General features: G+C 71.9%; 22 protein-coding genes. 12 read left to right on the forward strand and 10 right to left on the reverse strand.

Annotated elements, in window-relative coordinates; all coding sequences use genetic code 11:
- Nucleotides 1–119 precede the first annotated feature (119 nt).
- The 9 genes from ACIQMX_RS38960 (at nt 120) to ACIQMX_RS39000 (ending at nt 9,951) form a co-directional block, all read left to right on the forward strand.
- A complete protein-coding gene (locus ACIQMX_RS38960) occupies nt 120–2,357 on the forward strand; it encodes a hypothetical protein (protein WP_402485489.1) in 2,238 nt (745 codons plus the stop codon).
- Nucleotides 2,358–2,454: 97 nt separating this feature from the next.
- Complete coding sequence (locus tag ACIQMX_RS38965) at nt 2,455–2,967, forward strand: hypothetical protein (protein ID WP_402485491.1); 513 nt, start codon at nt 2,455–2,457, stop codon at nt 2,965–2,967.
- Complete coding sequence (locus ACIQMX_RS38970) at nt 2,967–3,674, forward strand: hypothetical protein (RefSeq protein WP_402485494.1); 708 nt, start codon at nt 2,967–2,969, stop codon at nt 3,672–3,674. Before ACIQMX_RS38965 ends, ACIQMX_RS38970 begins: the two co-directional genes overlap by 1 nt.
- 2 nt (nt 3,675–3,676) lie before the next feature.
- A complete protein-coding gene (locus ACIQMX_RS38975) occupies nt 3,677–4,195 on the forward strand; it encodes a hypothetical protein (RefSeq protein WP_402485496.1) in 519 nt (172 codons plus the stop codon).
- Between the two features lie 85 nt (nt 4,196–4,280).
- A complete protein-coding gene (locus ACIQMX_RS38980) occupies nt 4,281–6,590 on the forward strand; it encodes a hypothetical protein (protein WP_402485500.1) in 2,310 nt (769 codons plus the stop codon).
- A 289-nt stretch (nt 6,591–6,879) separates the two neighbouring features.
- On the forward strand, nt 6,880–7,293 hold the full coding sequence (locus ACIQMX_RS38985) for an SsgA family sporulation/cell division regulator (RefSeq protein WP_402485503.1): 414 nt from the start codon (nt 6,880–6,882) through the stop codon (nt 7,291–7,293).
- 136 nt (nt 7,294–7,429) lie between these two features.
- Entirely contained in the window at nt 7,430–8,149 is a 720-nt protein-coding gene (locus tag ACIQMX_RS38990; protein WP_402485505.1) for a VWA domain-containing protein, read from the forward strand.
- A gap of 84 nt (nt 8,150–8,233) precedes the next feature.
- Nucleotides 8,234–8,746 carry a hypothetical protein gene (locus ACIQMX_RS38995; RefSeq protein WP_402485508.1) on the forward strand — a complete coding sequence of 171 codons (513 nt, stop codon included), beginning with the start codon at nt 8,234–8,236 and terminating at the stop codon, nt 8,744–8,746.
- 227 nt (nt 8,747–8,973) lie between these two features.
- Nucleotides 8,974–9,951, forward strand: a complete 978-nt coding sequence (locus ACIQMX_RS39000; RefSeq protein WP_402485511.1) for a hypothetical protein — start codon at nt 8,974–8,976, stop codon at nt 9,949–9,951.
- A 1,035-nt stretch (nt 9,952–10,986) separates the two neighbouring features.
- Here the strand turns inward: ACIQMX_RS39000 and ACIQMX_RS39005 are convergent.
- Both ACIQMX_RS39005 and ACIQMX_RS39010 read right to left on the reverse strand, forming a co-directional pair.
- The gene (locus ACIQMX_RS39005; RefSeq protein WP_402485514.1) at nt 10,987–11,208 is read right to left on the reverse strand and encodes a hypothetical protein; all 222 of its coding nucleotides are present in this window, start codon (nt 11,206–11,208) and stop codon (nt 10,987–10,989) included.
- 120 nt (nt 11,209–11,328) lie between these two features.
- Nucleotides 11,329–11,472, reverse strand: coding sequence for a hypothetical protein (locus ACIQMX_RS39010; RefSeq protein ID WP_402485517.1), 144 nt, complete (start codon nt 11,470–11,472; stop codon nt 11,329–11,331).
- A gap of 541 nt (nt 11,473–12,013) precedes the next feature.
- On the opposite strand from ACIQMX_RS39010, the gene ACIQMX_RS39015 reads away from it, so the two are divergent.
- A complete protein-coding gene (locus tag ACIQMX_RS39015) occupies nt 12,014–15,073 on the forward strand; it encodes a DnaB-like helicase C-terminal domain-containing protein (RefSeq protein WP_402485520.1) in 3,060 nt (1,019 codons plus the stop codon).
- 3 nt (nt 15,074–15,076) lie between these two features.
- Entirely contained in the window at nt 15,077–15,715 is a 639-nt protein-coding gene (locus ACIQMX_RS39020; protein ID WP_402485523.1) for a hypothetical protein, read from the forward strand.
- An 86-nt stretch (nt 15,716–15,801) separates the two neighbouring features.
- Here ACIQMX_RS39020 and ACIQMX_RS39025 read toward each other — a convergent pair whose 3' ends face one another.
- From ACIQMX_RS39025 to ACIQMX_RS39060, 8 genes are all read right to left on the reverse strand, one after another.
- Complete coding sequence (locus ACIQMX_RS39025) at nt 15,802–16,209, reverse strand: hypothetical protein (protein ID WP_402485526.1); 408 nt, start codon at nt 16,207–16,209, stop codon at nt 15,802–15,804.
- 216 nt (nt 16,210–16,425) lie between these two features.
- Nucleotides 16,426–17,064 (reverse strand): hypothetical protein, encoded by a 639-nt coding sequence (locus ACIQMX_RS39030; RefSeq protein ID WP_402485529.1) that lies wholly within the window; start codon nt 17,062–17,064, stop codon nt 16,426–16,428.
- A gap of 231 nt (nt 17,065–17,295) precedes the next feature.
- Nucleotides 17,296–17,643, reverse strand: a complete 348-nt coding sequence (locus ACIQMX_RS39035) for a hypothetical protein (protein WP_402485531.1) — start codon at nt 17,641–17,643, stop codon at nt 17,296–17,298.
- A gap of 180 nt (nt 17,644–17,823) precedes the next feature.
- Nucleotides 17,824–18,246, reverse strand: a complete 423-nt coding sequence (locus ACIQMX_RS39040; RefSeq protein WP_402485534.1) for a hypothetical protein — start codon at nt 18,244–18,246, stop codon at nt 17,824–17,826.
- Nucleotides 18,247–18,458: 212 nt separating this feature from the next.
- Nucleotides 18,459–19,037 carry a hypothetical protein gene (locus ACIQMX_RS39045; RefSeq protein WP_402485537.1) on the reverse strand — a complete coding sequence of 193 codons (579 nt, stop codon included), beginning with the start codon at nt 19,035–19,037 and terminating at the stop codon, nt 18,459–18,461.
- Nucleotides 19,034–19,807, reverse strand: a complete 774-nt coding sequence (locus tag ACIQMX_RS39050) for a hypothetical protein (protein WP_402485540.1) — start codon at nt 19,805–19,807, stop codon at nt 19,034–19,036. The genes ACIQMX_RS39045 and ACIQMX_RS39050 overlap by 4 nt, the downstream gene beginning before the upstream one ends.
- A 307-nt stretch (nt 19,808–20,114) precedes the next feature.
- Entirely contained in the window at nt 20,115–20,882 is a 768-nt protein-coding gene (locus tag ACIQMX_RS39055) for an RNA ligase family protein (protein ID WP_402485543.1), read from the reverse strand.
- 87 nt (nt 20,883–20,969) lie between these two features.
- On the reverse strand, nt 20,970–21,305 hold the full coding sequence (locus tag ACIQMX_RS39060; protein ID WP_402485545.1) for a BlaI/MecI/CopY family transcriptional regulator: 336 nt from the start codon (nt 21,303–21,305) through the stop codon (nt 20,970–20,972).
- Nucleotides 21,306–23,065: 1,760 nt separating this feature from the next.
- On the opposite strand from ACIQMX_RS39060, the gene ACIQMX_RS39065 reads away from it, so the two are divergent.
- Nucleotides 23,066–23,191 (forward strand): hypothetical protein, encoded by a 126-nt coding sequence (locus ACIQMX_RS39065; protein ID WP_402485547.1) that lies wholly within the window; start codon nt 23,066–23,068, stop codon nt 23,189–23,191.
- Nucleotides 23,192–26,489: the final 3,298 nt, after the last annotated feature.

Here is a 26,489-nt window from a genome sequence, read left to right on the forward strand (position 1 = left end):
ACGGAGCCGGAGACCACCGTCCCTCCATGAACCCACCACCACCACGATCATCCAGTCGACGCCGCGCCCCCGACACCACGGCAGCAGCGCACGCGTCCAACCACCAAAGGAGCACGACGGTGAGCAAGCCCCATCGTCGACGCCGCCAAGCCCGCCGGCCCGGGCCGGCGCCCTCGAACCTGCACCACCCGGACGCCGACTCCGCGGTCGGCGTCGCCGACCCGCTCGACTCTCTGTCCGTACTCGCCGATGCGCGGGACCGCGCGGCCGACATTGTCGACCTGGCGCACGAGAAGGCCGGGGCATATGAGTCCGACGCGCAGGACAGGGCTGCCGCCCTCCTGAGGGCGGCCCAGGCCCAGGCAGCACGGATTGGAGCAGAGGCGGAGCGCCGCACCGAAGAGCTCCAGGACCGTACGGCGAAGGCTGCGGCAGCCGTCGCAGCCGACGCCGCCGCCCAGGCCCAGGCGGTCAAGGACGCAGCCGGCCGTCAGCGCGACGACGTGCTGGCGCAGGCCCAGGCACAAGGCCGAGCCGCCGTCGACGAGGCGACCACCCACGCCCGGCGACTGCGAGAGGAAGCTGAGCAGGCCGCCGACGAGCAGTTGACCGACGCCCGGATCAGGACCGAGGAACTGACCCGCGCAGCCCGTCGCGATGCCGAATCGGCCGACGCCCGGCTGCGCGCCGCCAAGGCCGAGGCCGAGCGTATCCGCAGCGAAGCGGCGGCCGCGGCCGACGAGCTCCGCCGGCAGACGACCGCGGACATCACCGCGGACCGGGAACGCGCCACCCGCGACATCGACGATCTACGCAGGACCGCCGCGGCGACGGTCGCGGCCGCCGAGGAGCGAGCCGTCACGGTTGCCGGGACGTCCGCGAGCCGGGAGGAGGCAGCGAAGGAGAAGGAGGAAGCGGCCGAGCAACTGCTGAGCCACGCCCAGGAGATGTGGGATCGGGCACGCTCGCGTGCCGCCCGCCGGCAGGAGCGCAAGCGGGTGCGTCAGCAGGGCCGTCAGCAGCGCTCCACGGCGCGGCGCGAGCACAAGCAGGCCGCAGGACGCCCCACCTTCGGCCAGCGCCTTGCCCAGGGGCGCCGGTGGGCGCGGGAGCTGGTGCGCAACCAGGCCCGCCGCGGTCTGGTCGCCGGCCCCATCCTCGCCCCGATGGCGGTGGCCTGGTGGTCCCAGACCGACTACGCCAAGGACGCGTTCGGATGGTGGACCGTCTTCGCGCTGGGCTTCGCAGCCGCCTGGGAGCTCACGACCGCTTTCACTGGGTGGATGTACCACCAGGCCCGGCAGCAGGGCGACGCCGGCACCATCTACCGGATCATGACGTGGGTGTTCGCATCGGGCGCAGCCGCGATGAACTATGCCCACCACTGCGGGCCCGGTGGCCGGCCCACACAGGCCTCCGTCGCCTTCGCCACCATGAGCATCGTCGGCATGGTGCTGTGGGAGCTGTACGCCTCGCTGGTCCACCGCCAGTACCTGCGCGAGCAGGGACTGATCTCGCGGGCACGCCCGAAGATCGGGCTGATCCGCTGGATCCGGTTCCCGACGCGGTCCTGGACAGCGTGGTCGCTGACGATCGATAACGCGGCGTTGTCCACGCTGGAACGCGCCTGGAACGCCGCCGGCGTCGAGCTGGCGGACCGGAACGCGCTCCGTTCCGGAGCGACCCTGCACCGCATCGTGATTCCGCGCGTGCCGACGGCCGGCCTTCGTTCCGGAGCCGGTCCTGGCGCCGTTCCACAGTTCCGCGCCATGTGGGCTGCCCCGGGCGGAACGCCGACCATGCACTGGGCGCACTGGACCGGAACGCAGCCCACGGAAGGTGTGGAGTACCCCACGAGCCGCGGCGGGGCGGAGGGGCACGGCCCCCTCGTTCCACTCCGCCACCCCGCTACTGAGCAGGACTTTTCTGCTGTTCCACCCCGCACCGGGCCGGCACCGGCCGCCCCGGCCGCCCCGGCCGGAACCGGAGCGGAACGCCCGCAGCCAGGGGCGGTGACACCCGCCCGGACCGCGGAACGCGGCACGGCCACCTCGGCGCACCAGCCGAGCGCGCCGGATGGAGCGACTCGGCCCCCGGAGCGGAGCGACTCCGGCGCCCGGAACAGGCGAGAGAGCCCCGCCGGTGCGGAACGACAGGAGGAGGTGGTCCTCGAGGAAAAGGAACGTGCCGCGGTGGAACACCTGCTCGCACGCAACAAGCCGCTGAGCAAGCGCAGCATCTCGGAGGAAGTCCGCGGCCGGGGAGAAACGATCTCCGACGAGCGCGCCCTGAAGATCGCCAACTACCTCAACTCCACGGCGCAGCGACAGCTCGTCCAGCGCTTCGTCGGCGTCTGACCCTGCTCCGCCACGGAGCACCGCAACCGGGAGACCCGGCCCGCTTTCCAGGGCCCGGCCGGGTCTCCCTCCTCCACGAATTGGGAGTCCGCCCATCATGACCCACACCCGCACACGCCGACACCGGTCCTTCCGGCGGCGGCTACCCGGCCCCCTGTGGTGGCTTGTCGGCGGTGACGACCACCGCCTTGCCCAGGTCCGCTATGGCACTCGGGAGTCCGCCTCCGAGCGCGCCGAGCGACGTGAGTCCGCCGCCCGGCGCCGCCGGCGAGTGCGACGGGCCCGGCAGGTCCAGCGCGCGGCCCGCCAAGGCCAGCAGTGGGAGGACGCGGCCTACACCACCCGCACCCCGGAAGCGACCACCGAACCCTTCGTTCCTGCGATGCCGTCGGCCAGTGGGCGGCACGAACCGCTCCCCACCGGCCTGTCCGCGCTTCCTCCGGGATTCACCCCGGCCACACCGAAGGAGAACCCGCCGGCGCTGACCGGTGCCCACCCCTCCGGCAGGCCTGCCCTGTACGTCGTCGACGGACATGCCCCGCGGCAGGCGTCGGCCCGTTCCCGGCTCCGGCGCGCCCCGGCGACCGGCACCAGGACCGGGAGCCGCTGATGTCCTCCTCCTCGCACCTGAACTTCTCCAAAGGCCAGGGCGACCAGGCCGCGGCAACGCCGGCGGCCTGCTGCACCGGCTGCCCGCTCACCGACACCTGCGCCCGGGCCGATCCGGCGCTGACCGAGTGCGCCGTCACCGGGGCTGCACCTCCACCCGCTCCACCGCCGTACATCCCTGACCCGCTCGCCAGGAGGGACCTTGACCTCACAGAGGTCGTCAGCCGCGGTGTCGAAACGGCCGTCGGCGCCGCATTCGGGCTGGGCTGGACCGACCTGTTGGCCGCCGTGATCGAGCGCACCAACGCCACCGACTCCAGCGGCAACGAGGTCGACTGGGGCCGACTGCAGCTCGGCCGCAACCTGCTGTGCCTGGCCGCGGTCAACCTCGTTCCCCTTCACGGAGCACCCGCTGCACGGTGGGCGGCCGAAGCGATCACCGCGCACGGCCTGGCGGCCCCCCTGGGGCCCGTCGGCGCCGCCCTGTGCGTTGCCGGAGCCGTCTTCGTCGGCGCGAGGATCAACCACCCCCTCGGCCTGCTGTGCCGCGCGGCCCTGTCTGCGGCCACCGCCACCGGGCGGCTCAACTGGCGCTTTACGCGCTCCCGCCTCGGCTGGATCCTCACCCGCCCGGTGATCTGGACCGGGATCTCGGGCCTGGTGATCGTCACCTGGCGCGCCGTCGTCCACCTTCTCGCCGGAGCCTGACCATGCACCTTGCGATCGACATCTTCGACAACCAGTCCGCCAACGCCGGCTTCGGTGCCCTTCTGTTCGGGGCGATGGCCACCACGGCCGTCATCGCCGGCTTCAAGAAGAGGCTGCTCCGCAAGAAGAAGACGTTCGTGCTGGTCTTCTTCTTCGTCCTGCTCGTGACGGTGAACTCTCGCGGCATCCTCGGTGAGGGAGCCGGAGCCCTGCGCGCTGCCATGAACCACCTGGGACAGGCAGTTGCCGAAGAGGGCGCCGGAGCGCAGGTGAACGCCAGCGCCCCCCGTTCGACCGTCACTCCGGTCTCGGCGGGCGGCGCCGGAATCGGTCTGTGCGGCATCACCTACTACCTCGTGGTCCTGTACGCGGCCAAGTGGAAGCCTGCCGACTGGAAGGAAATGGCCGGCGGCGCCGTCGTCGCGATCTGCTATGGCACCTCGCTCGGCTTCATGGGCGTGATCGTCAGCGCCACCACCCTGACCGGCAACAACATCGGCCTGTGGATCTTCGGAGGCTGACGGCTGCAGACGGCCGCCCGCACACCACCTGCGTGCGCGGCCGCCCGCGCCCGGCCTTCGCACCCTGGCGAGGAGACCTGCACCCATGCCCCACCCCCACGACCCCGCGGACAGCACCGAACTGGCCCCCTACGGCGAACCCGTCTTCGCCGAGATCGTCGACGATGACGAACCCGGCACTCAGCGAGAGACGCAGGAGCCGCCGGCTGACGAGCGCGTCCAGCGACGACCGTGGACCGCCGCCCGGCGCGTGGCTCACTGCGCCCGTACCGCCGCGGCAGCCATCGCCGGCCAGACGCTCCCCGGTCTGCGGCACGCCCTGTCTGCGGCACGGCACTGGCTGCGCGCGGGCTACATGTCCGACGACGAGATCCGCCGCCGGATCGTCAACCGGCCGCTGGAAGCCGACCGCGCCCGCCGCGAGGAGTCCCGCGCCGCGGTCCGCCACTTGGAGAAGAAGCTCAAGCGCAGGCTCGAGGACGCCGCGGCGTACGGTCTCGAGGCACCCGAGAAGCAGACGATCCGTGACCTGAGCCGCGAACTCAGGCGCCGCCGAACCGGCCTGAACACTCTGCAGTCGGTCCCCTTCACGCCCGAGCAACCCACTGCGGAGCAGATCCGCCGAGCGCGCTCGCTGATAGCACTCGGCCGCTTCAGCGCCCTCCTGCCCGCCCTGGGCGCCGCAGGGCTCGTATCCGCCAGCGCCCCCTCCACGCTGCTGGTCGCGGCCCCGGTGCTCGCCGTCGTCGGGTGGTGGCTGACCCATCACCCGCTCGAACTCGCCGAGCGCCCGGTGCCCGACGACCTGCTGCTACCCGAACTGGACCTGCCGCCGGTGAAGGCCTCCGACGCCTCCGGAAACACACCCCAGGACGAGACCGAAGACGACCTCACCCCGTTTCCGATCGCGCAGGCCACCACTGCCGACGAGGCCGGTGAGGCGCTCCGCCGGGCCCTGCTGCACGAGGGCCAGGACGTCGACCAGGTCACCGACGTCACCAAGGAGCCCTGGGGGTGGTCCGCCCGCGTGTCGTTCAACACCGGCACCCCCGACGACCTGAACAAGGAGGACCTCTACAAGGGCCTGATCACCCTTCTCCGACTGCGTCGCAACGGCCTGCTGATCGAGGGCGACCCGGACGCGGGCGAGGCCTGCACCGTCCGACTGGTGCAGCGCTCACCGTTCACCCCGGAGCTGGTGGGCGACGTCCCGTACCGGGCGCCGCTGTCCCTGTCGATCCTCGAGCCGGCCGACTACGGCGTCGCCATGGACGCCAAGCCGCTCGTTTTCGCCCTCGCAGGGCTGATGCTGCTGATGGTCGCCGACTCCGGCGCTGGCAAGTCGGGCGTCATGCTCGCCATAGCCGAAGTCGTCACGGCATGCAAGGACGCCGTGGCCCTCAACCTCGACCCGGTCGGCACGGGTGTCGGAGACCTCGGCGAGGCCATCACGCTCAACGCCTGCATGGACGACGAGAAGATCGTCGCGACTCTGCAGTTCCTCCTCGCGCTGTGCTCCGCTCGCGCACGGCTGCGGGCCCGTTACGGCTGGGGCAACAAGTGGCGGGTCTCGCCCGAGCACCCGGCCTTCGTCGTGTTCGTCGACGAGTGGGCTCAACTGTCGGCCCAGGCGAAGAACCTGCTGATCCGTCTGCTCCTGCTCGGCCGCAAGGAAGCGATCTGGGTGATCGGTGGAAGCCAGTTCGGCACCCGGGACTGGCTTGGTGAAGCCATCGGCCCGAAGCTGTCCGGCAAGCTGCTGGGAGCCTGCCGGCGCGTCGACGTCACCGAACTCCTGGGCGGCGGAGCACTCGCCGAGGGCTATCGCGCCGACCTCCTGCGGGCGGCCACCCACACCGAGGTGAACGACGCAGGCCAGCTGTACGCGCAGGGCTTGCCCGGCATGCCCGACCGGCCCGTCCGCTACAAGGTCCGGGAGGTCACCGCCCAGTACGCGGCCGTGATCGGGGCAGAGCGTGCCGCTGCCGGGTTGCCGGACCTGACCTTCACCCTCGACCAGGCCGGACTGCTCGACGCATGGCATGGGCTCCGGGCCCTGGTGGACGTCGACCCGGCGGCCGGCGAACAGGGCAGCTTCGAGCTCCTTCCCGACATCGTCCGCGTCCTGCGGGAGGCCTTCGCGCTGGAACACGATCCGGCCTACCTCACCTACGACCAACTGCACCCCCACCTGCGCCGCCACGACGCCGAGCGCTGGGGGCGCTGGGACGACAGGAGCGACATCGACCGGCTCCGTGAACTCGGCAAGGCCCTGCGCCGCGAGCTGGACGCCGCGGAGGCCGAGCTGTCGTCCGCGCGGATCCGGGAGCTGGACGGCTCGCCCCGCGGGTTCTACCTGTCCGCTCTCAACGAGTTGATCGAGGGCTTGGAGTGATCGGCCGACTGATCGGCATCCATCGGCTTCGATCGGCCTCGGCCAGCCGATCTCAGCCGATGCCCGGGGCGATCGAAAGTTGATTTTGACCTGCGCAGACCATTCCAGCCGATCAAGATCCACCACCCGCCCTGCGGTACTCCCGCACGCCGGGGCGGGGAAAGAGGGCTGATCCACCAGCAGGAAAGGTATTGCATAAATGGAAATAAACATGTAAGGTGTTGGTATTGCTCGGGGTGTCGTCTCCCCCCGGCCCCTGTGCTTCTCCACCGAAGAAGAGGAACCATCCATGGGCTTCCACGGCCTGGAACTGAAAACCCGCATGACCCTCGTGGCCGACCCGGACACCCGCGCACTCATCCCCGTGCGGCTGTACTACAACGACACCGATCCCTACGCGGTGCAGTTCTCCTTCGACGTCACCCCTGACCAGGTGGTCCGGTGGACCTTCGCCCGGGAGCTGCTCGCCCAGGGCCTCAAGACTCCCGCTGGACTCGGCGACGTGAAGATCACCCCGGTTGGCCCGCAGCGGGACCGCACCCTCAGCATCGAACTCGAGTCCCCCGACGGCTACGCCCGCCTCGAAGGAGCAGCAGGACCCATCGAGGAGTGGCTCACCCTCACCTACGCGGCCGTTGCCCCTGGCCAGGAGTCCAAGGCCGTCGACCTCGACACCCTCCTCGACGAGCTTCTGCCCCACTGACGGCGAGAGCCGAACACCGGTCCGGGGCCCGTTCGCGGGCCCCGGACGCAGGAAAGTCGACGCTGCCATGTCACACGGACAGCGCGCAGCACACCTCTACACACGACCCACCCAACACCGTGCGAAGGAGCACCCCGTGGCCCCCCACTCCCTGGAAAAGACCTCGGCCATCAGCCTGGAGAAGATCGCCGGCACCGCGCCCGACCTCATCGACATGTACAAGGACGCCGAGACCAGCCTCCGCAAGAGCAACCGACTCGGCGGCCGCGCTGCCGTCTACCTCGTGATCGACCGCTCGCTCTCGATGGAGCCCTACTTCGCCGACGGCTCGGTCCAGCGCCTCAGCGACCAGATCCTCAGCCTGGCCGCCCACCTGGACGACGACGGCAAGGTCCCCGTCGGATTCTTCTCCACCGAAATGCACACCGTCTCGCGCCGCGGCGTACTCCGGCGACCGAGGCCGTTCGTCGACATCGAACTCGGCACCCATCAGGGCCGCATCGCCGAACTCCACAACTCCCTGGGAGCTATGGGAGGAACGTGGTACCGCCCGGCCATGGAGGCCGTACTCGACCACTATCGCGCTTCCAGCGCCTACGCGGCGTCGACACCGGCCTTCGTCGTCTTCCAGACCGACGGCGGCCCGCAGGACGAGGCGGAGGCCGCCGAGTTCCTCCAGACCACCCGAGACGAGAACGTGCGCTGGCAGTTCGTCCCCTTCGGTGCAGTGCCGCACTTCAGCGTTCTCTCCCGGCTTCCGGGCAACACCGGCGTCAGCGCCCTCGGATCCGACCCGCAGGCCCTGTCGAACTCGGATCTCTACAACCGTCTGGCCGTGGGACTTCCCCAGGCCTGATACACCCGCGACCGTCACCTGCCGTACGGACGGCGCGCCACCACCGTCCCCTGTAACCCCTCGGCTCCCCTCCAAGGACACATCGTGAGCTTCACCGCCGCGCGGCCGGTCATCGCGACCGCGACCGCCATCACTGCAGCGCTCATCCTCACCGGATGCGCGGACACCGACACCGACCTCGACCACGGCAAGGTCGTCGACAAGCGCAGCCGAGCAGCCCAAGGCCCCATCTACGAGAAGGTCGAGCGGCCGGCGCCCTGCCGGTCAACGCGCAGCCAGATGCTGCGAACCGCACTGACCACGTCGGGCTCCAAGCCCAAGCCCCGACCGAAGCCGCCTGCCGATACGAGCGACGACCAGCCGGACGCACCGCCGCGAACCGACACGTCGAAGGACCGGCCGCGCTCGACACCGAGCACCCGCAGCCCCAACACGGCCGCCCCCTCCGCACCATGCGGTACCACCACCGTCTCCGTCTTCAAGGGATACAAGAAGCCCGGGACGTGGGAGTTGAAGCTGAAGGATGGCAAAGCGACCGACTGGGAGTCGGTCTCGCGCGAGGAGTACGACAGCGTCGAGATCGGCGACCACTTCTGAGCTTCCACGGCCTGAGGGGTCCGGCCCTGCCGGACCCCTCAGGCCGTTCCGAGGCTGCGGCACCCGATCGCGACCAACCCACCCATCCTGCACACGGCAAGACCGGCCTCCACACGCCAGGAGCCCGACGCCGGAGCCGCCCGCACGGCACACGACGACCCCGCGATCACCCGCCTGCGCTGCACCGCCTCCCGCGCTCCTCATCGGCCACACCAGGAAGTTGACCCATGATCATCTCTCCGGCGCCACTGCCCGAACACTCAGTGGCTGCGTACGCCCTGGAGCAGCCCTCCATCCAACGTCTGATCCTCGAAGCCTGCTGGGCTCACGCGCAGCGCGACGCCACCTTCGAGAACCCCGAGGCCTTCCGCGACGATCAGATTCACCGGATCCGGCGCGCCTACTTCATCCACCTCGGGGCGCTCTACGACGTCCTCACGCTGCGCGGCTCCCAGAACGCCGACGTGCATGAGGCGACCCGTGAACTCAGGGCCGGCCTTCTTGCTCTCGACGGCTTCCACCTGCCCACCGTTCACCGCTCCGGAGCCGACTACCTGCGCACCAACTACGCCGTCCTCCACGGTCACAGCGACGGCCTGCCACAGCCGACGGAACAGACGCGGACGGCCGACGACCCGGGCTACGAGCCGCCGGCCTTGCCCTCGTACTGCCCGAGCGAGACGCGGCTCCTCCGCGCTGCACTGTGGACGTACGTCCTCGCCGCGGAGTGCCGAAGGCACGGTGACTCCCGACAGGCTGCGGCCCAGGCCCGCGCGCACCACATCGCACGCGGCCTGCTGCTGTGGCGCGCCGCGGCGCTCGCGCCCGCCGACCGCGCTGCCGCGCAGGCCGCCGCCGGCGCCGGCCACCTCGTGCGCGAGCTCGACGGCCGTCCGCGCACGAGCGACGAGATGAGCCGCCAGTACCTGCTGGAGACGTACCTCGCCGAGCACCCGGACGAGTACCAACCAGCCCACGCGCCCGACTGCCCCGGCGGTTGCGGCGGGACGGGAATCGTCATGGCCACCCTCATCTGGGACGACCAGGGCGACGGCATCCTCGTTCCCGTCTGGGCCGAACCCGTCGACTGCGCCGCAGGTGAACCGGAGGTACACGATCCGGACTGCGGCGACTGCCACGGCCACGGCTACACCTACGGCCGGGGCGAGCGCCATCTCTGTCACTGTCTGGCGCCCGCGACCTGAGCGCGCGACGACCCCGGGGCGGAATCACCTCAGTGTTCCAGTACGGAGGACAGCCGAGACGTCGACGTGGCCGGGGGAGATTCCGCCCCCGTGCGCTGACGGGGGAGAGAACACCCCACGCACGGGGCAAGGAGGCAAAAACTCCTCGGCTCCGAGCCACGAAGGGGTGATCCCACCCCGCTCTTCGGCCGCGGCGGGGGTGAATCCGCCCTGGCTGGGCCCGGGTGACGCTACCGGCCTCAGTGCCGGGTCGGCACGGAGGCTGCGGGCAGGACAGGCGAGCGGCAGAACGCGCGACGCCGGCGGGCCGTTGCTGGCCTCCGGCCCGCGCTTCCCGAGCGGCGATGGCAGCGGCTACTCCGTCTGCCTCGGCCCGTGGCGCCGCGCGTTCGAGCCGGTCTCCCGGGAGCCCTGGCGCTTCCTCCGCACTCGCAAGGTCCGGTCGCGCCCTGGGTCGTCTCCTGGGTCGCGCCCCGGGTCGCGCCCTGGGTCGTCTCCTGGGTCGCGCCCCGGGTCGCATCGCGAAGACGGCTCGACAGGTGAAAAACCGCAGGTCAGAGGTCGAATTCTGTGTGTCCGCATACGCCGACTACTTCCCTACAGGGCTAGCTGGCCAAGCAGCAGCACGTGCGAAGCGGTGTCAGAGGCCGGCGGCGGAGGAGGAAGAGGAGCAGAGGAAGAGGGGAGCAGAGCAGAACAGAACAGAGCAGAGCAGAGGAGTGCACGGGAACAACGGACCGGAGAGGCAGACGGAACGGCGGACGGACGAGCGAGAGGGTGTACGGCGGGTGCGGGATGAGGCGAGCTGAGGGTGGGGTGGGGGTCTGGCGCGTGGTGCACGGAGGGCTTGTTGCGAGGTGCTGACGGCTGAGCCTGCTGGGCCTGCGTCGGCATGCGGGCGGGTGCTCCCGGTGGGCCGGGGCGGCGGCCGGTGGTGCGGGCGGGAGGCCCGCGCGCGGGCGATTGTGCAACTGGAAATATTGAGGCCGCCCCGTGGGGCGGCCGGAGGATGGCGGGAGCGAGGGGGGGGAGAAGTCACCCCGTCTCGTGCTCCCGGCTGGGCCGGGGCATGGTGAGCACGAAGGCGAACAGGGCTCCAACGGCCCCGGTGATCACCAGTGCGGTGCCGGTCGCTGATCGCACGCCGACTGTGAGGCCGACGCCGATCACGGCCACGGCGACGGTCGCGCACGGTGCGCCCCGCCGCAGGGCCCAGCGCCGCCACGCGGCACGGTCGCCTGTTCCGATCTTGGTCATGCTGTGAACCTCCGAGAATCGGCGGGAAGGTGAAATCACCGCCAGGACAGGATGCCTGAGCGGGCCGGTGCGGAGGGGTGATCTCTCCTCCGCCTGCAAGCCGATCGCGGCCCGTCGCGTTCAGCCCTCGGTGCGGGCCTGCGGGCGCAGCTCGCGGCCGGTCAGGTTGATCCGCACGCGGGAGCGGGGCAGGGGGGACGCGCAGACCATGCACGCATCGTCGGTGGGATCGTTCACGGTGTCGCACTCGGTGCACTTGCGCATGGTCGAGAACTCCCGGTGTCTGGTGGACGCCCGGGGCCGGTCGGCCTCCGGGTGGAGCGGTCGGAACTGATGGGGAAGATGATTTCTCCGTCGAGCGGGGCGGAGGAGAGACCGCCCTCCCCGTCCGGGTGCCGGTTCGTTCGCTCCGTCACGCGGGCCCCTTGGTGCGCCGGCATACGCACACCGTACCAAGATATCTCCAATTAAGCAACTCACGTGTTACGGACCTCGCTGGGCACCGCGCGGCCTTCCCTGCCAGTTGTTACGCATCATGGGGCGATCCTGGGCACCTGGGCGGCTATTGTTACGGATAGCGGCTCGTGGAATGTTACGGGTTTGCCTGTTGCTGTGGCGTGCGCCGAAGCGCCGCGCCCCATCTCCTGGAGTGCCCATGTCTGATCGTTCCGTACCGCCTGATGCCCCAGCGGCCAGCCCGGACACGGTGGCACCCGCAGGCGCCGGTGCGCCCGAGGTCCTGCGTGTCTCAGTAGCTCGAACGCAGCTGTATCCCCTCGTGGACCAGGCCCGGGAGTCCGGTCGCGTGACCGTCGTGACGAAGGGGGCGGGAAAAGCGGAGATCCGTGCAGCGTTGGTGCCCCTGGACGCGCTCGACGCGGAGGCGCAGGCCCGAGTCGGAGAGTGGCCGGCGCTGTCAAAAACAGCGGCCCGGCCCAAGCTGGGTGATCTGGTGACCGCCGCGGTGGCAAACTCCGACCGCGGCTCTCCCGGGACGCCGCAGGTCTTGCTGGACTACAAGACGCCGGTCGCCGTACTGGTGGACGCCGCGCTGCTTCCGGGGGACGGCGGTCCGATCCGGATCCCGGCGCCCGGCCGCCGACAGACCACGCTGTCTGCGGCGGAAGCGGCGCGGGACTGGATCTCGCTGCTGGAGGATGCCGAAGCGGGCGAGACGCTGGTGGAGGTGTACCCGTCGCACTCGACGACGGCCCCCCGCGCCGTGCTGATCCCCGTCGTGATGCTGAGCGCCGAACAGACAGCACTGCTCGGGGTATGGCCGGAGCGTGACGCGAATGACGTCCTTGGCGAATTCGACGTCCTGGTCGAGCGCGTGGCCAACTCCACGGCGCAGGGCGCAGCGGACGGTGTGGTGGTGACACAGAACGGCAAGCCGGTCGCGGTCCTCACGGCCCGCGCTGAGTACCCCGACGGGGAACGGCCCACCGGAGACCCTCAGACGGTCGACGCGGCCCGGCAGCGAGGCAAGGCCGAGTCCGCCGACACCGGAACTCCAGTCGCTCCGGTCGCTGTCGCGGCCGACGTTCAGGCCGACGCCCCTGCGCCCTCCACGAGCGATCCGACCGCGGAACCCGAGGCGCCCGAGGCGGGCCCGGTAAGCCGTCGACCCGTGGCGGCCCTGGAGGCCGTCCTCCAGGAGGTATTGGCACCCCAGAGGTCCGCCGAGCCGCCGACCGAGGCCGCATGGTTCGGGATCCCGGCCCTGGACGACGTCGTAGCCGGCCTGCAGCCCGGGAAGCTGACGCTGGTAGCCGGCGCACCAGGCGCCGGCCCTTCGCTGCTGGTGGCGGCCGCAGCCCGCAACACGGTGCTGCACCGACAGCTCCCGGTCCTTTATGCGGCCTCCGGACTCACCCGTGCCGATGTGGCCATGCGCGTCATCGCAGCCGAGGCCGGCGTGAACTACCGCGCCCTGCGCACAGGGCAGCTCACCGACCAGGAGCAGGAGAAGGCGAACGGCGTACGGGAGCTGTTGGCACGCCTGGGCGGGGACGCCTGGCACATCGACGACGGGGCCGGGCTGACCGCATCGGACATCGCCGAGGCCGCGCAGTACGTCGATGGGCTCGCCCTGGTCGTCGTGGACCGACTGCAGCGCGCTCACGATCCCTCGGTACCCCTGTCCGGGCGCGCTCTTCCGGCCGCCGCGCAGGCTCTGACGCACATGGCGCGTCGCCTGAAGGTCCCCGTGATCGCCGCGCTGGACACTGACGAAATCCCGCTCGTCGGCGCACTGGACGCCGACGTCACCCTGACCGTCACCCGGACCGACGAGCGGGCAGAGGTCACCTACGCCGAACGCGACTTCGGAATCCTGGCGAGCGCTGAACTGCGCGCAGACCTGGCATGCGCCCGCTTCACTGATCCGCCCGAGACCGCGGAGCCCACGGCACCGCAGGCCGTGCAGGAGAAGCCGCCCGCCGCCACCGCCGAGCCCAGCGACGACACCGAGGACGAACTCCTTCAGGCGGCACATCCGTTCGTCTCCGGGGCAGCTGAGGGCATCGGCGCACGCCTGAGGGGCACGCTGTCCGCGCTCGGGGCAGCTACCCGCACCCCGGACCATGGCGGCCTGGAGGACCTGCGCGCATCTGTGGCCGACCTGGCCGCACGCCATCCGACCCTCCCGGAGACCGACGAGGGCCGACGCCTGGCATCAGCCCTGGCGGCCTACGCCGCCCGTCACGGCGCACCCGCACCGGCGGGTGCCGGCGGGACTGCACCGCCGGCACCCGCACCGGCCGCCTCCCTGACGGTCCGGGAACCCGTCCGGGACAGCGATGAAGATCAGGCACCCGCCGATGCCCCGTCCGACACGGACGAAGAGACTTCGGCGACGTTCCAGGACACCACCGTGCCGCCGGAGGACAGCGGCAACGTCCGTCGCGGTCGCACCTACACCTTCTTCACCAACAAGATCGCGGCCGCCGTGGACCAGGCGCTCCAGGAGGTCAACGGCGACGTCGACGAAGCCGTCAAGCTCCTCAAGCGAAAGGCCGTGCCGGATGCCATGGCCCTGTTCAAACTCTCCAGGGTCGGGGCTACATACGAGCATTCGGTATACCCGGAGCCGCTCGAATTCCTCTCCAAGCCCTCTCAGAAAGAATCCGACCAGATCTGGGAAGGACGCCACAAGTGGCGCAACGAAGCCCTGCGCACCGCGGTGAAGAAGGGCATGCAACAGCCGTTGGACGTGACGGCCCTCGACACCAACTGCGCCTACCTGTCGGCCTTCAAGACCTACTTGCCGATCGGTGCGCTGCGCCACCACACCCGCGGGTTCCTCCCCAAGGAGTCCGGCATCCACCGCGTTGACCACTTCGAATGGCCGCACGATGACCTCCCGAACCCGCTGGGCGGTCGGGTCGAGCCGGGTCCGTACCTGCTGGACGAGGCCACCGTCCGGCTCCTGATCCGCTGCCACGAACTCAAGCTGTCCGACCCGCCGAGGATCCTGGAGTCGTGGACCTCCGGCGGGACGGAAGCCCTTCTGGAGAAGTTCCGCCGCATCCTGAACGAGGCCCGTACCAAGGCAGTCCAGGAATCGGACAAGCCCACCGAGGAGTACGTCAAGGCCATGTATTCCCGATTCACCTCCACCATCGGTGAATCGGGAAAGAACCAGGAACTCCGGCGCGCGGACTGGGTCCACATCATCCGGTCGCAGGCTTTCGCGAGCCTCTGGCTGAAGGCGCACCGGGCCTATCAGGAAGGCCTTACCCTGGTGCAGGTCGCTGGCGTAGACGAGATCCACCTCGTCGGAGAATGGCAGAGGATCTGGAAAGAGGGTCGGATGCCCGGCGAGATGAAGAAGAAGCGCCTCTACACCCTCGGGGGGAATTAGCCCATGCCGTACGACGACAGCGGCTGGAGAAATTTCGGCCGGCTCGGCGCGAACCGCTCACCGGAGAACGTTCGCGGCGGCGAGGCGCTCGGCGCGGCCATGGAGGAGGCGCTGTCCCGGCAGATCCGCGAGGGCGGAATCCGGTCCCCGGTCACGACGAGCCGCGGGCTGAACGCACGGCTGAACTACCTCGACAGCGACGCCGGCCGGCAGGCCATGGCCGACGCCGGCGTCGACGTGACACCGCGCACGATGAAGAGGTGGTTCGACGGCACGCAGCAGCCGATGCCGTCGAACAAGGAGCTGATCGACACGGCGTACTGGAACCTGCGCGCCGAGCGGTTCCTGAACAACCTGGGAGCCTTCAAGCAGCACCTGAACAACCGAGGCCGCGGTACGTCCATCGAGATCCACCCCATCAACCAGGACCTCGTCGACGAGCCCGCACAGCGCCCGAACCTCGTGGGCGAACAGGCGCACCGGTTCCTGCCGAACGTCCGCTACATCTGGGACGAAGCGGTAGACGCCATGCGAGAGGGCGACAGCGACAAGCTCGAGGAGATCTGGGACGACGTCATCGCCGACCTCGACAGCGACTGGGGCGCCTACACGTATGTCTCCTACGTGGGTCTCGGCGCCTGAGCAGACCCGCCCTCCAGTCGCAGGCCGGCCGGGAGACAACGAAGCGGGGCGGGAGGCACACAGCCTCCCGCCCCGCTTTCTGTCACTCAGTCCCGCGGCTGCACGGCGCAGCACGTGGGGCGCCAGCACACGCACCGCCCGCAGTCCTGGCAGTCCTGGGTGCGTGGGCAGCCGCACCGGCAATCGCGCGGGCGGCACTGCGCGCGGTGCCCGGGCGCGGTCTCGTGACGGCGAACCGCTTCGAGATTCCGCGCAGCCTGCGCTCGCGTCACCGGATCCTCGTCCGCCTCCACGGCGCGGACCAGCTGCCAGGTGGAGATCGGCGCAGCCTCCGCCTCCACACTCGTGGTGAACGTGTCCTGGTCGACGAACCGGGAGGGGTCGTAGTCGAAGTCCTGCACGCAGACGACGAGAATCGTGCCGTCGCGCCGGAGGTATCGGCGATAGTGGGGCTCAGTGTTGAGGCTGCCGGGAGAGGTCAGATCGAGCGGCATGTCGGTTTCCTAGAAGATGGCGCGGCGTGCACCACTGCTGTGCAGGCCGCGCGGGACGCGGAGCACCCGTCGTCGTAAGCGGTCGCGCTGGGGAGGGATGTCTGACTCGGGCCGAGCTCCGCATGCGAGCGCGGCGGGTCACAGCGTGGTTCGGTGACGGCGCGCCGGGGGCCCGTGCGGGCTGCCAGCGCGATGATCGTCTGCTCCGGCGGTCTCTCATACGCGCTTCCCTGGTGGGGGCACTTCCAGTGGGAAGACGCCCGTGCCCTGTCCCATTAGCCACAGGGCGTGTGCCAGGGTGCGCCCCGGGGCGCACCGGGAGATGTGGTTCTGGGCGCGGTGCGTCCTCGGCACGCCTGCGGTGCGGGTGACGGCCAGGACCGTGCCGTCGGCAAGCACCGCGGTCAGACTGCGCTGTCGCCGCGCCCCGGGAGTGTCTTGGGTGTCCACTCCTTCGATGACTCCGCTCTGGTCGAGTGCCCACCGCTCGGCGAGGACGAGCAGTCCTACGACCATGCCCATCGGGTCGGTCCGGGAGTCAGGGCCCAGACCTGCGGAGTCGTCGAGCAGCGCCCGCCCGTACCCCTCCATGGTGTCCGGGAACCCCGGCCCGCCATCATGGGCCCAGGCCGGGACGTCCATTTCCTCGACCGCGACAGCTTCGCTGGCAGGCTCTGGACCGATCATCTCCGGATGCGGGAGGCGGATCTGCATCCAGGTGACCGGCAGGCTGTCCCAGGCGACGGCCTCGTGGAAGTTGTGTTCCAGGGCGACCAGGACGGCCCCTACGGCAGCGCGAGCGCTGTGGCTCAGCAGTTGGCGGGCGTGGTTCCCAGTATTGATCAGGCGGGTCATAGCAGTCGGTCCTCTTACAAGGTGGTGCAGCGACAACGTGAATCGCCGCTGCGGGGGGAGTGGTGCACGGACAGAGCGGGGCGCCAGCGCGGCACGGACGGCGGCGACGAGGTCGCCGTCCGTGCCGCGCTGCTGCATGTCCGTGGGTGGCTCCGAGAAGTGAGTCGCGGGCGGGCCCGTGCCGGCCGTCCCGATGAGCACTATTCTAGCGCAATAAAATCAATTAAACAATTATCGGGGGAGTCTGTCGTACGGGTTGAGGACGACCTCCCCGGAGCCGAGGTAGCGGCCGAGATCGTGGCCGCCAAGCGCGGCAATGCCCCCCAGGCCCTGGCCGCGCAGGACGTCGGTACCGACGGCGAAGTGGGGCCGAACGACCAGTTCACCCACGATGAGCTGATGAGTGCGCGTACTGCCGTACTGGAGGGGGTGGGCCGGGACGTCAACCCGGCTGGAGCCGACGAACGAGACCGTCCCGTCCCCGGCTCGCTGTACGTACAGCCAGGCGGGCACATGGCGTGCGTGGGGATCCAGGCGCAGGCCGGCCAGGGCGGCATCGGTGGGGAGGAAGTCGTTCATGTGGGCCTTTCGATGGTGATCCGGGGGAAGGAGGGGCCCCGCCACGGAGCCGCCTTCCAGGGGCCTGACGGGTTGATGGAGGCCCGCCGGGCTGGAGCCCGGTGCTAGCAGCGCGCCCAGCCGAAGAACAGCCATCCGCAGTGCTGCGGCGCTCCACCCGAGGAGGGTGCTCCGTGCAGATCAGCTGACCCGGCGGAAGTAGTCGGCGGAGTCGCGGGCGAAGTCGCGGTTGGCTTCGAGCCACAGGTAGCGGCGGGCGTCGGCAACAGGGTTTCCCATGTTGCCAAGCGGCTGCTCGGCTCCTCGTTCCGCCTTCGCCATCTGCTCGTGGCAGGTGGCCACGGCGTCGCTGCTCGACTCCAGCGCGTCGATGAGACCCTGCCACAACTCGGTCGTGAACTGGGCGCGGGTGATGGTCTCGAAGAATCCGTCCATGCGGACGTTCTCGGCCGTGAGCTCGGGTAGCCGCAGTCGCTCCCACGAGTTGGTGCCGCGACGCTGCGCATTGGTCAGACCGGCGCGTGCAGCGGTTCCGAGCCTCTCCGCGTGCATCCGGCGGTCACGCTCGGCGCGAGTCACGTCCGTGGTGCGGCTGCTGCTCATCGAGTGTCCTTTCTGCGGGCGTCTGGGCCCGAGCCGAAGAGTCTGGCGGTCCGGCCGCCGACAAGCTCCACCCTATCTCAATAAAACCAATTAAGCAATACATGCGGGCCGTCCGCAGAGACGGCCGAGCCGGACGACGAGGGGCACGTCGCGTTGGTGCGCCCATCGCGCAGGGCGCGCCGGCGGTCAGCCGGCGGTGCGCCCGGTGATGGTCAGCTCGCCGACGGGCTGCTCGCGTTCCCCCCACCGACCCGTGCTGCCCATTCGGCGAGCGCCGCGAAGTCGCCGCCGGTCAGGCCCGTACGGGGATCGACGTAGTGCAGCAGGGCCGGACCTGCGTGGTGGCGCTCCACGTATGCGCGGTCGGTCTCGCCGATCTGGTCGTCGATCCAGGCGAACGGCCTTCCGGCCGCGTACTCGACGACCTTCCACGTCTTGAAATAGGTGCCGTCGGGGCGCAGCTCACTCTGGTCCCCGAACTCGATGACCGGCAGGTCTCGTTCGCGCGGAAACCCGATACGCCAGCCGATCCAGTCGTTCGCGTCGTGCTCCCATGTCGTGGCCCATACGAGGTCGTAGGGCAGCGCCATGAGTGCCGGGCCGTGAGACGGGTTCAGCCACACCCGCAGCGCCTTCACGTGTCGCTCGGGGGTGCCCGGGTGCTGAGCGATCCAGCAGTCCGGCTTCATCCGGTGCGTCAGATAGCCCATCGGACGCCGGTGAGGCTTCGCGGCGAAGGGATTGAGAGGCCCGTCCACGTCTACCAGGAGGAGCGGCTTTGTGCCCGTCATCGTCCCTCGCCCTCCGCGGCCGTCGTCTCCTCGGCAACGTTCTCGACGGTCAGGTCGGCGCCGTCCTCGGGCCGCAGGAGTTCGGCGAGCGTACCGAGGGCAGCGGCCAGTGCGTCGTCGTCCAGATCGACGGTCGTGGAGGTCTCGCCGTCCTCGTCGTGCAGCGTCACGTCGTGGACACGGTAGTCGGCGTGCCCCATGCCCAGCTTGGAGTCGCGGGCGTCGAAGACCGCGCAGGTCCATCGCGGTGCGTCGGCCGGCGTCAGCAGCCTGACCCGGCGGGCGATCACATCACGCAGCGCGGCCTCCTCGGCGTCGGCTGCGGTCTCCCGCAGTTCGGTCAGTATCGCCGGATTCACGGCGTCCAGGAGACTGCGCAGCGCGGTCATGCGAGCCCGCCTGCGGGCACGGTCGGCGGCGGCCTGAGCGCAGCACTGCGCGCGCCAGCATGCGCACCGGCGGCAGTCGACGCACGACTGGGCGGGGTCACAGGCACACCGGCAGTCGAAGGGGCGGCAGAAGGCGCCGTGTTCCATGCGCGGGGCGGAAGGGATGGCAGTCAGGGCGCGAGACAGCTCGGTGATGTCCCGCTCCTCCTCCACGAGGTCGGCGGCCAGGGTCTGGCCATCGGTGCGCAGTATCGCGGACAGGCGGTTGCAGGTCTGCCGGGCGACGACGAGGGCGTACGCCTCAACCTGGGCGCCGACGAGCAGCGGGAAGGGAGGCGGGGTGTCGGCGGTGCTGGGAGGCGTGCCGTCGGAAGTGTTCATGATCGTCTCCGTCAGGGGATTGCGGTCGAGGCCGTGGCGGGGCGGGAGAGGGCAAGGGCGCGGGCCTCTGAGGGCATGCCGGGCAGCGGAGCGGCTCGTCCGTCGTCTGCGGATGGCAGTGCAGGCCGGAGCCGTCGGCAGTGCGCCAGGGCCGGGCGGCCTCGGCCGGCTCATGGCTCATGCCAGTCGAGATCCACCTGCACACCTACGCGATCCGGCCCGCGCCAGGGCGATGTGCGCTCGCTGCCGCACGTCGCGCGTCAGCCGCCGGGCCGCATAGGCCCGGCGGCTGACGCCGACTACATGATCAGCGCTGCTTGGCGCGGAGCTGACGGGTGCGCTCGTAGTTCTGATAACGGGCCTTGGCGATCACGGAGCGATCGGTGGCGCGCAGAACAAGCCCCTCGGGTCGGCCACCGGCGTCCTGGTCCAAGGTGACCAGGGTCTTGGGCGGGTGATGAGTGAGGAAGTCCTGCATCTCGTCGATGCCGGTCGGCAGCTCGCTGGCCGCGATCGTGGCCAGGCGGGGGGCCATCTCGATGTCCTGGTCCGTCGCGATCTCGGTCAGGGCGTCCTCGGTGTGGAAGTACTGGCCGCCGCCCTCGCGCCAGCTTGCAACTCGGGCCAGCGGCTGCTGAAGAATGTGGGCGTCGATCTCCGCCACGTCGAAGAGCCGATGCCCCAGCGCCGTCCCGCCGGTGTACTGCTTGCTCGCGACGGTGATCTTGTTGCCGCCGTAGACCTCCAGGTAGTACACGCGGATGCCCTCGGTGGTCGCGCTGAGCCGTTCGGCCACCGGCCGGAGGGCCTCCACGATCCCCAGCTTGCGATTCCAGACCCTGTCACCGCGCGCGTAGAACAGCTCCTCACGGGAGCCCAGGAAGTAGTCGCCGCCGGGCAGTGTGATGATCCGCCCGTTCGTCCCGTCGACCTTCTCGGTGAGGATCACGTCACCGGAGAAGGCGGTCGCGTTCTCCAGCAGCCCGCCGCTCGGTCCGAGCTCGTGGTAGGTCAGGATCGAGGGGTACTTGGTCGCCGAGTTGAGGGCGTCGAGGTCAAGGTCTTCTGCGCGCATGTGCGCTCCCGGTTCTGAGGGGTGGTCTGTCATCGGGGTGTGGCGTCTTCCGCGCCAACAAGGTCAATGCTACGTGAGTAAATCCAATTAAGCAATAGCGCTCAGCGCCGCGCTGACCATCTGCCGCTGAGTGGGGGTGAAGGATGCCATCAGGGCGACCAGCACCTGCGCTTGCGGCGCCATGGCCCTGGTCAGCTCCTCGTGCATCAGCGTCGCCGTGTACTCCTCGCTCGTCACTGCGGCGGCGTAGCGGGCGCGGCCACCCTCGAAGGAGCGTTCCGCCCACCCCATGCCGAACAGATTGTCCGTAGCGGTCACCACGCAGTAGTGGCGCTTGCGGGTGGCCTTGGTGATCTCCTCGACCGTCATGCTCCGGTTCTCGCGCCAGAGGCACATCATGATGTCTTTTCCGTCTGTGCTCATGTGTCGACTCACGAGAAACCCCTGCTTGAGTGTGATGTGCGCCGGTGTTGCGCGACAAGGAGAACCCTACCTCGATATTTCTAATTAAGCAATACATGGAAGTTACTTCCGCCCCCGCCCGGCCGCCGCGCCGCCCATCGCCCCGCCGCCGCCCCGCCCGCCCGCTCCGGCCGGCCCTGGCCGTGCCCGCCGTCCGGCCCGCCCCGCCGCCCGTCCGCGCCGTGCGCTCCGCCGCCGCCGCACCCCGTCCACCGCCGCCCGCGCCGCCGTTCCGGCCCGCGCCTCCGCTGTCCGCGCCGCACCGCCGCCCGCCGCGCCCAGCGCCCGCGCCGCCGCAGCGACACCGCGCCTGCGCTCGGCGCCGGATGCGTCCGCCGCCCGCGCCGCGCCCAGCGCCTGCGCCCCCACCGCCCCGCCCAGTGCCCGCCGGCCCGCCAGTCCGCCCGCGCCCTCCGACCGCCCGCCGACCCATCGCGCCCACCGCCCGTACGGCGCCGCCCGCCGGCCGCACCCACCCGGGCCCGGTCGAGCAGGTCCTGCTCCCCGCTGTGCCGTGGCCAGGCCGCCGCCGACCCCGCGGGCCCGGCCCCGCGCGCCCCCCGGCCGCCGCGCCGCCGCGCGCGCCCGGGCCCGTGTCGAGCCGGCCCTGCTTCCCCGCATGCCGGCCGCCTGCCTGCTGCCGCCCGCCCGGGTCCGCCGCGTCAGCCCGCCCCGCGCCGCCGCGCGCATCCGGCCGGCGTCCGCACCCCGCCGCGCCCTCACGCCTTGCCCCGCCGGAGCGCCGGAGCCGCGCCGGTCCGCCGCCCGTACACGGCCCGCCCGTTCCGACTGCCCGCCGCCGCCCGGCCGCGCTCGCCCGATTCGCGTGCCCGCCGCACCACCACCGAGCTCGGCCCGCCGTGCCCCCCCGCTGCGCCGCCGCTGCGCTGACCCGCGGCCGCCGCGTCACCGCGGTCTCCACCACCCCCTCCCGCCGCGGCCCTCATTCCGCGCTCCGGGCCGCCCGGCGCCGTGCCGCAGGTCGCGGCGGCCAGCCGCGGCCAGCCGCCACTCCCCGCCGGGCTCCGCCCGCCCGGGCGGCCCGCGCACACCGGCTGCTGTCGCCCGGCCGTGTGCCGGACGCCCCCCCGGCGCCGGCCCCGCGTCCGGGCGCCGTCCGGCCTGCGTCCCGGTCCACCGCGGCGTCCGCCTCGTCGTCCTCGTCCCGTCCGTACGCGATTGGTGCCGCGCCGACCCGCCCGACCCCTACCCCGGCACCGCTCCGGCGCCCGGCCCGTGCTGCGCCGACACCCTGGCCGCCGTACCCCGCCGGGCTCAGCCCTGCCCGGCCGGGCTCAGCCCTGTCCGCCGTGCCGCACCCGGCCGTGCCACATCCCGGCCGACCCGGCCGCCTCCGCCGCCGGCCCCGTGTCGTGCCGCCGACGCGCCGCGCCTGAGCGTCTCAGCGCCGCGCCCCTCGCCCGGGTCCAGCGCGGCGTCCGTCTCGCCGCCGGGCATCGCCCCCGTCCGTACGCGGGCCCGCGCCGTACCCGCCCGGCGCCCCCGCCCCCCAGCAGCCGCTCCGCCGCCCGGTCCCGGGCCCGCGCCCTGCCGAGGGCCCGGCCGCCGTACCCCGCCGGGTCCGGCCCGCTTCCGCACCACCGCCCAGGCGGCGCCCAGGACGCGCTGGTCGGCCCCGCCGCTCCGCTCCGCTCCCCGCCGAGCCCGGCGCCCCGCCCGGCGCCCCCGCGCGTACGCGGGCGGCGGGTCAGCAGCAGCCGGTGTTCCAAACCCGATACGGGCGCCCCCGCGCGTACGCGGGCGGCGGCCGCGCCCTACCCGTCTTCGACCTGGCGCTGACCCGCACGCGTCCGGCCGCCGCCTCGCCGGGCCTGCGCCGGCGGTGAGCTGCAGCCGCGCCCCGCCCGGCCTGTCCCCGCGCCCCGCCCTGGCGGCCGCCGGCGCGGGACCGGCCCGCGCCGCCGTCCCGGCCCGCGCTCCGCCGCACCCCCGACCCCGCCGCACCACGCCGGGCCGGCCCCGGGCCGTCCTCGGCGCCGTGCCACAGGGCACGGGGACGGCCGCCGCCGCCCGGCCGCCGCTCCCCGCCGGAGCGCCGGAGCCGCGCCGTCCCGCCGCGGGCGCCGACGTGGGCGCCGACGTGGGCCGGCCCCGCGCCCAGCCGCTCGCCCCACCCCGGTCACGCCGCCGCCTTCGGCCGCCACCGCCTGTACCGGCCGTTCTCCACCCCCTCTGCCGGCCTCGTCGGATCCGGCCCGCGCCGCCCGCTCGTCGAGCCGGTACCGCTACCCGCCGCGCCCCCGCCCGGCCGTCCCGCCTCCGCCGGCCGCGCTCCGCCCGTACGCGGCCGGCGGAGGCGCGCCTGACCGGGCCTGCTGCCGTCGGCCGCCGCCGGCCGACGGCCGGGCCGCACCCGCGCGGTCCCACCAGCGGGCCGCCGCCCGCCCGGCGGCGTCGCCGCGCCGCCCCGGGCCTCCACCGCCCCGCGCCCGGCCGCGCCGAGCTGCCGCGTCTCGGCGTCCGGCCACCGCGTCCTCGACGCCGCCGCCCGGCCGCCTGCGTCCCGGCTGTCCGCCGTGCTCGGCCAGCTCCTTGCGGCTCGGCGTCGAGGTCGTGCTCCTGGCCCCGCGCTCGCGCCGATGTCGCCCGCTCCGGCCCCCGGGCCCTCACCGGGGTCTGCCCGCCTGGCCGCCGCGATTCGTCGCAGGGCCGAACCGCCTCTGGCGGTCGCCAGCACCGCGGCGCCGCGGCCGGCCACCGCCGAGGGCTCGGCCCACCATGCCGCCTGCCTGGCCCGGCCGCCCGCCGCCCCGCCCACCGTGCTGCCTGGGCGCCTGCCGGGCGCTGATCCTGCAGCGGGTTGTTCGGGGATGTCCGGGGATGTTCGGCGAACTTCGGTGAACAACAGCCGTCCTGGGGCCGGCCGCCGGCTCGTCCCTGCGGCCCGGCCGGCAGCAGCAGCACCTGGCCGTCGCTGCTGCTCGTCCCGGCTCCGGCCGGGCCGCCGTCGGGCCGTTTCGCCCGTCCCGACCCCACCCCCACCGGCCCGGTCGGCGTGCCGGACCTTCCGTCGCCGCGCGCCAGCGCCGGCGGCCGGGTGCGGGCCTCGGTCCTCGAGTCGGCGGACCGAGCAGGCGGCACGGCGGGCGGCCCGCTGTCTGTCCGTCTTCGCCGATCACCCGGCCGCCCGGCCCTGGGCCGTCCCGCGCCAGGCTGTCCGCCGCAGTGCCTTGCGGAGCGCGCCCTGCGACGTCTTGGCCGCGGCCTTCCCGGCCGTGCCCGCTCGCCGCTGCAGCACCTCGTCGAGCTGAGGTCCGCGGTTGTTGTGGCCGCCGCTCGCCCGCCCCCGGCGGTCGCCCCCTGGCGCCGTCGCTACGCCGCGCGACAGTCCGGCCCGGCCCGGCTGCCCCGCGCCCGACGATGCCCTCGGCCGACCGCTTCCTCGCCCGCGGCCCAGCCGGCCTCCGGGCCTGCGCCCCGCTCACGTCCGGAGAGGCCGCGCTGGCCCGGCCGGCACGGTCAGCCGGGGCCTGGTGGTGCCCCCCGTTCCCGCCTCGCTGCTCACCGCGGTGCCGCCCGTTCCCGCCTGGCCGGCTACCGGACGCCCCAGCAGGGCCGAGCGGCACCGGCCACCGCCGCCTCGAGCTGCGCCCGGTCCGGATCCGCGCGTCGTCCGCGGTCGACGGCCTCGGCCGCTCGGCCGCGGGTTCGTCGAGCGGGCCCATGCCGCCGTCGCGCTCGCCCCGTCCGCCGGTCACCTCGCCGCGACCCGGCCGTCGCCCTGCGGAGCTGCGTCGCAGCGTCCCGCCCCAGAGCCAAGGGCCAGCCGCCGCCGGCGACCGTGCCGCTGCCCGCCGTCCGGCCGGGGGTACCGAGGACCAGCTCCGGCCGTCCCGCGCGTGTGCCCGAGTCCGTCCGACCGTCCGACGCCCTGGGTCCGCCCGCCCGGCTGCTGCCTCCGCCGAACCCGACCCGTCGGCTTCCCCCGCAGCCGTTCCGCCGCCGTGCTCCTGGTCGACGTCGTCAGCCGTCGGAGGCGTGGGACGGATCGGACGGCGAAGCGGGCGGGCGCGAGGCGGCAGTGGCGCGGGGCGCAGCAGGCGGGCGGGGCGCGGTGGCCTCTGCGGCGCCGGGCCGGCGTCTGGAGCGCAGCAGGTCGGCTGTTCACCGCGGTGGCCCGCCGAGACCGACCGCCGAGCCGCCGACCGCGGGCCGGCGCCCGCCCCGCGCGGCCCGGGCCTACCGAGCCGGGCGCCCCCGCCGCGACCCCATGGGCACCTGGGCCTCGTTGGCAGCGCCGCCGTCGCCTCCCGTACTTCGCCTGTCCGCGCGGTCGGCGCTGCCCCGCGCCGTTCCTGGCCGCGCTTCGCGGTGCCCGGAGGGGCGCATCGGTACGTCTGTAAATCCAGTTAGGTATGTGGGTGGGCGTAGTGGGGGTCATGGTGGCCGTTCTGCCGGGTTTTTCACGGCCTGGGGCGTCCTGTACCTGGGGTGTGCTGGCGCCTGGGGCCATGCCCAGGTATCGGTCGCGTCGCGTTCGTCCCGACCCCTTCGGGCGGTCTCGTGGTCCAGGGGCGGAATTCGGCTTTCCCGTCCAGGTGTTACGTGTCGAAACCCAGGGAGATTACGTAACAGGTTTTCGGAGTGGCGCTGTTACGCTTTCTGGAGCGGCTTTTTATGGCGAATAAGTGGCACCATGAACCGCTTTGTTGCCGCCTTCTCTGAATATGTGTCAGGTTCCTTTTCGCGAGCGTCCCAAAAACCCTTTTCATGCACCATCGGACCTGTACAATTTGACAGGTGGTTTAGACCTGTTGCGAGCCATCCTCTGATATGCTTATGATGGGTCGTCAGGAAGCAACGGACGCCGACCCGGTTGCCACCTCCTCTTGTTGCTGCCATACTGTAACCACAAGAGAGTGGGCCCAAGGAGCCCGGAGGGCGACGCGAGGCCCACCGGAACCCACCCACACAAGCCACTGACCAGCAAAAATAGCCCAGTATCGGCTTACAGCTCCACAACCGCCGGCACAACCCAGGCCTCACCGGATCACCCGCCGGCCCCCGCGAGACTCACATAGAGTAGCGGCCACCGGCCCACTCTCCTCCAGGTGTTGCGGAGCAACGCAACAGCATTCCGTCGCGAAGTGACGGCGCGTCATGTTGCCGGAGGCAACGGCGCGC

The organism is Streptomyces sp. NPDC091416 (assembly GCF_044756845.1).
Taxonomy (GTDB): domain Bacteria; phylum Actinomycetota; class Actinomycetes; order Streptomycetales; family Streptomycetaceae; genus Streptomyces.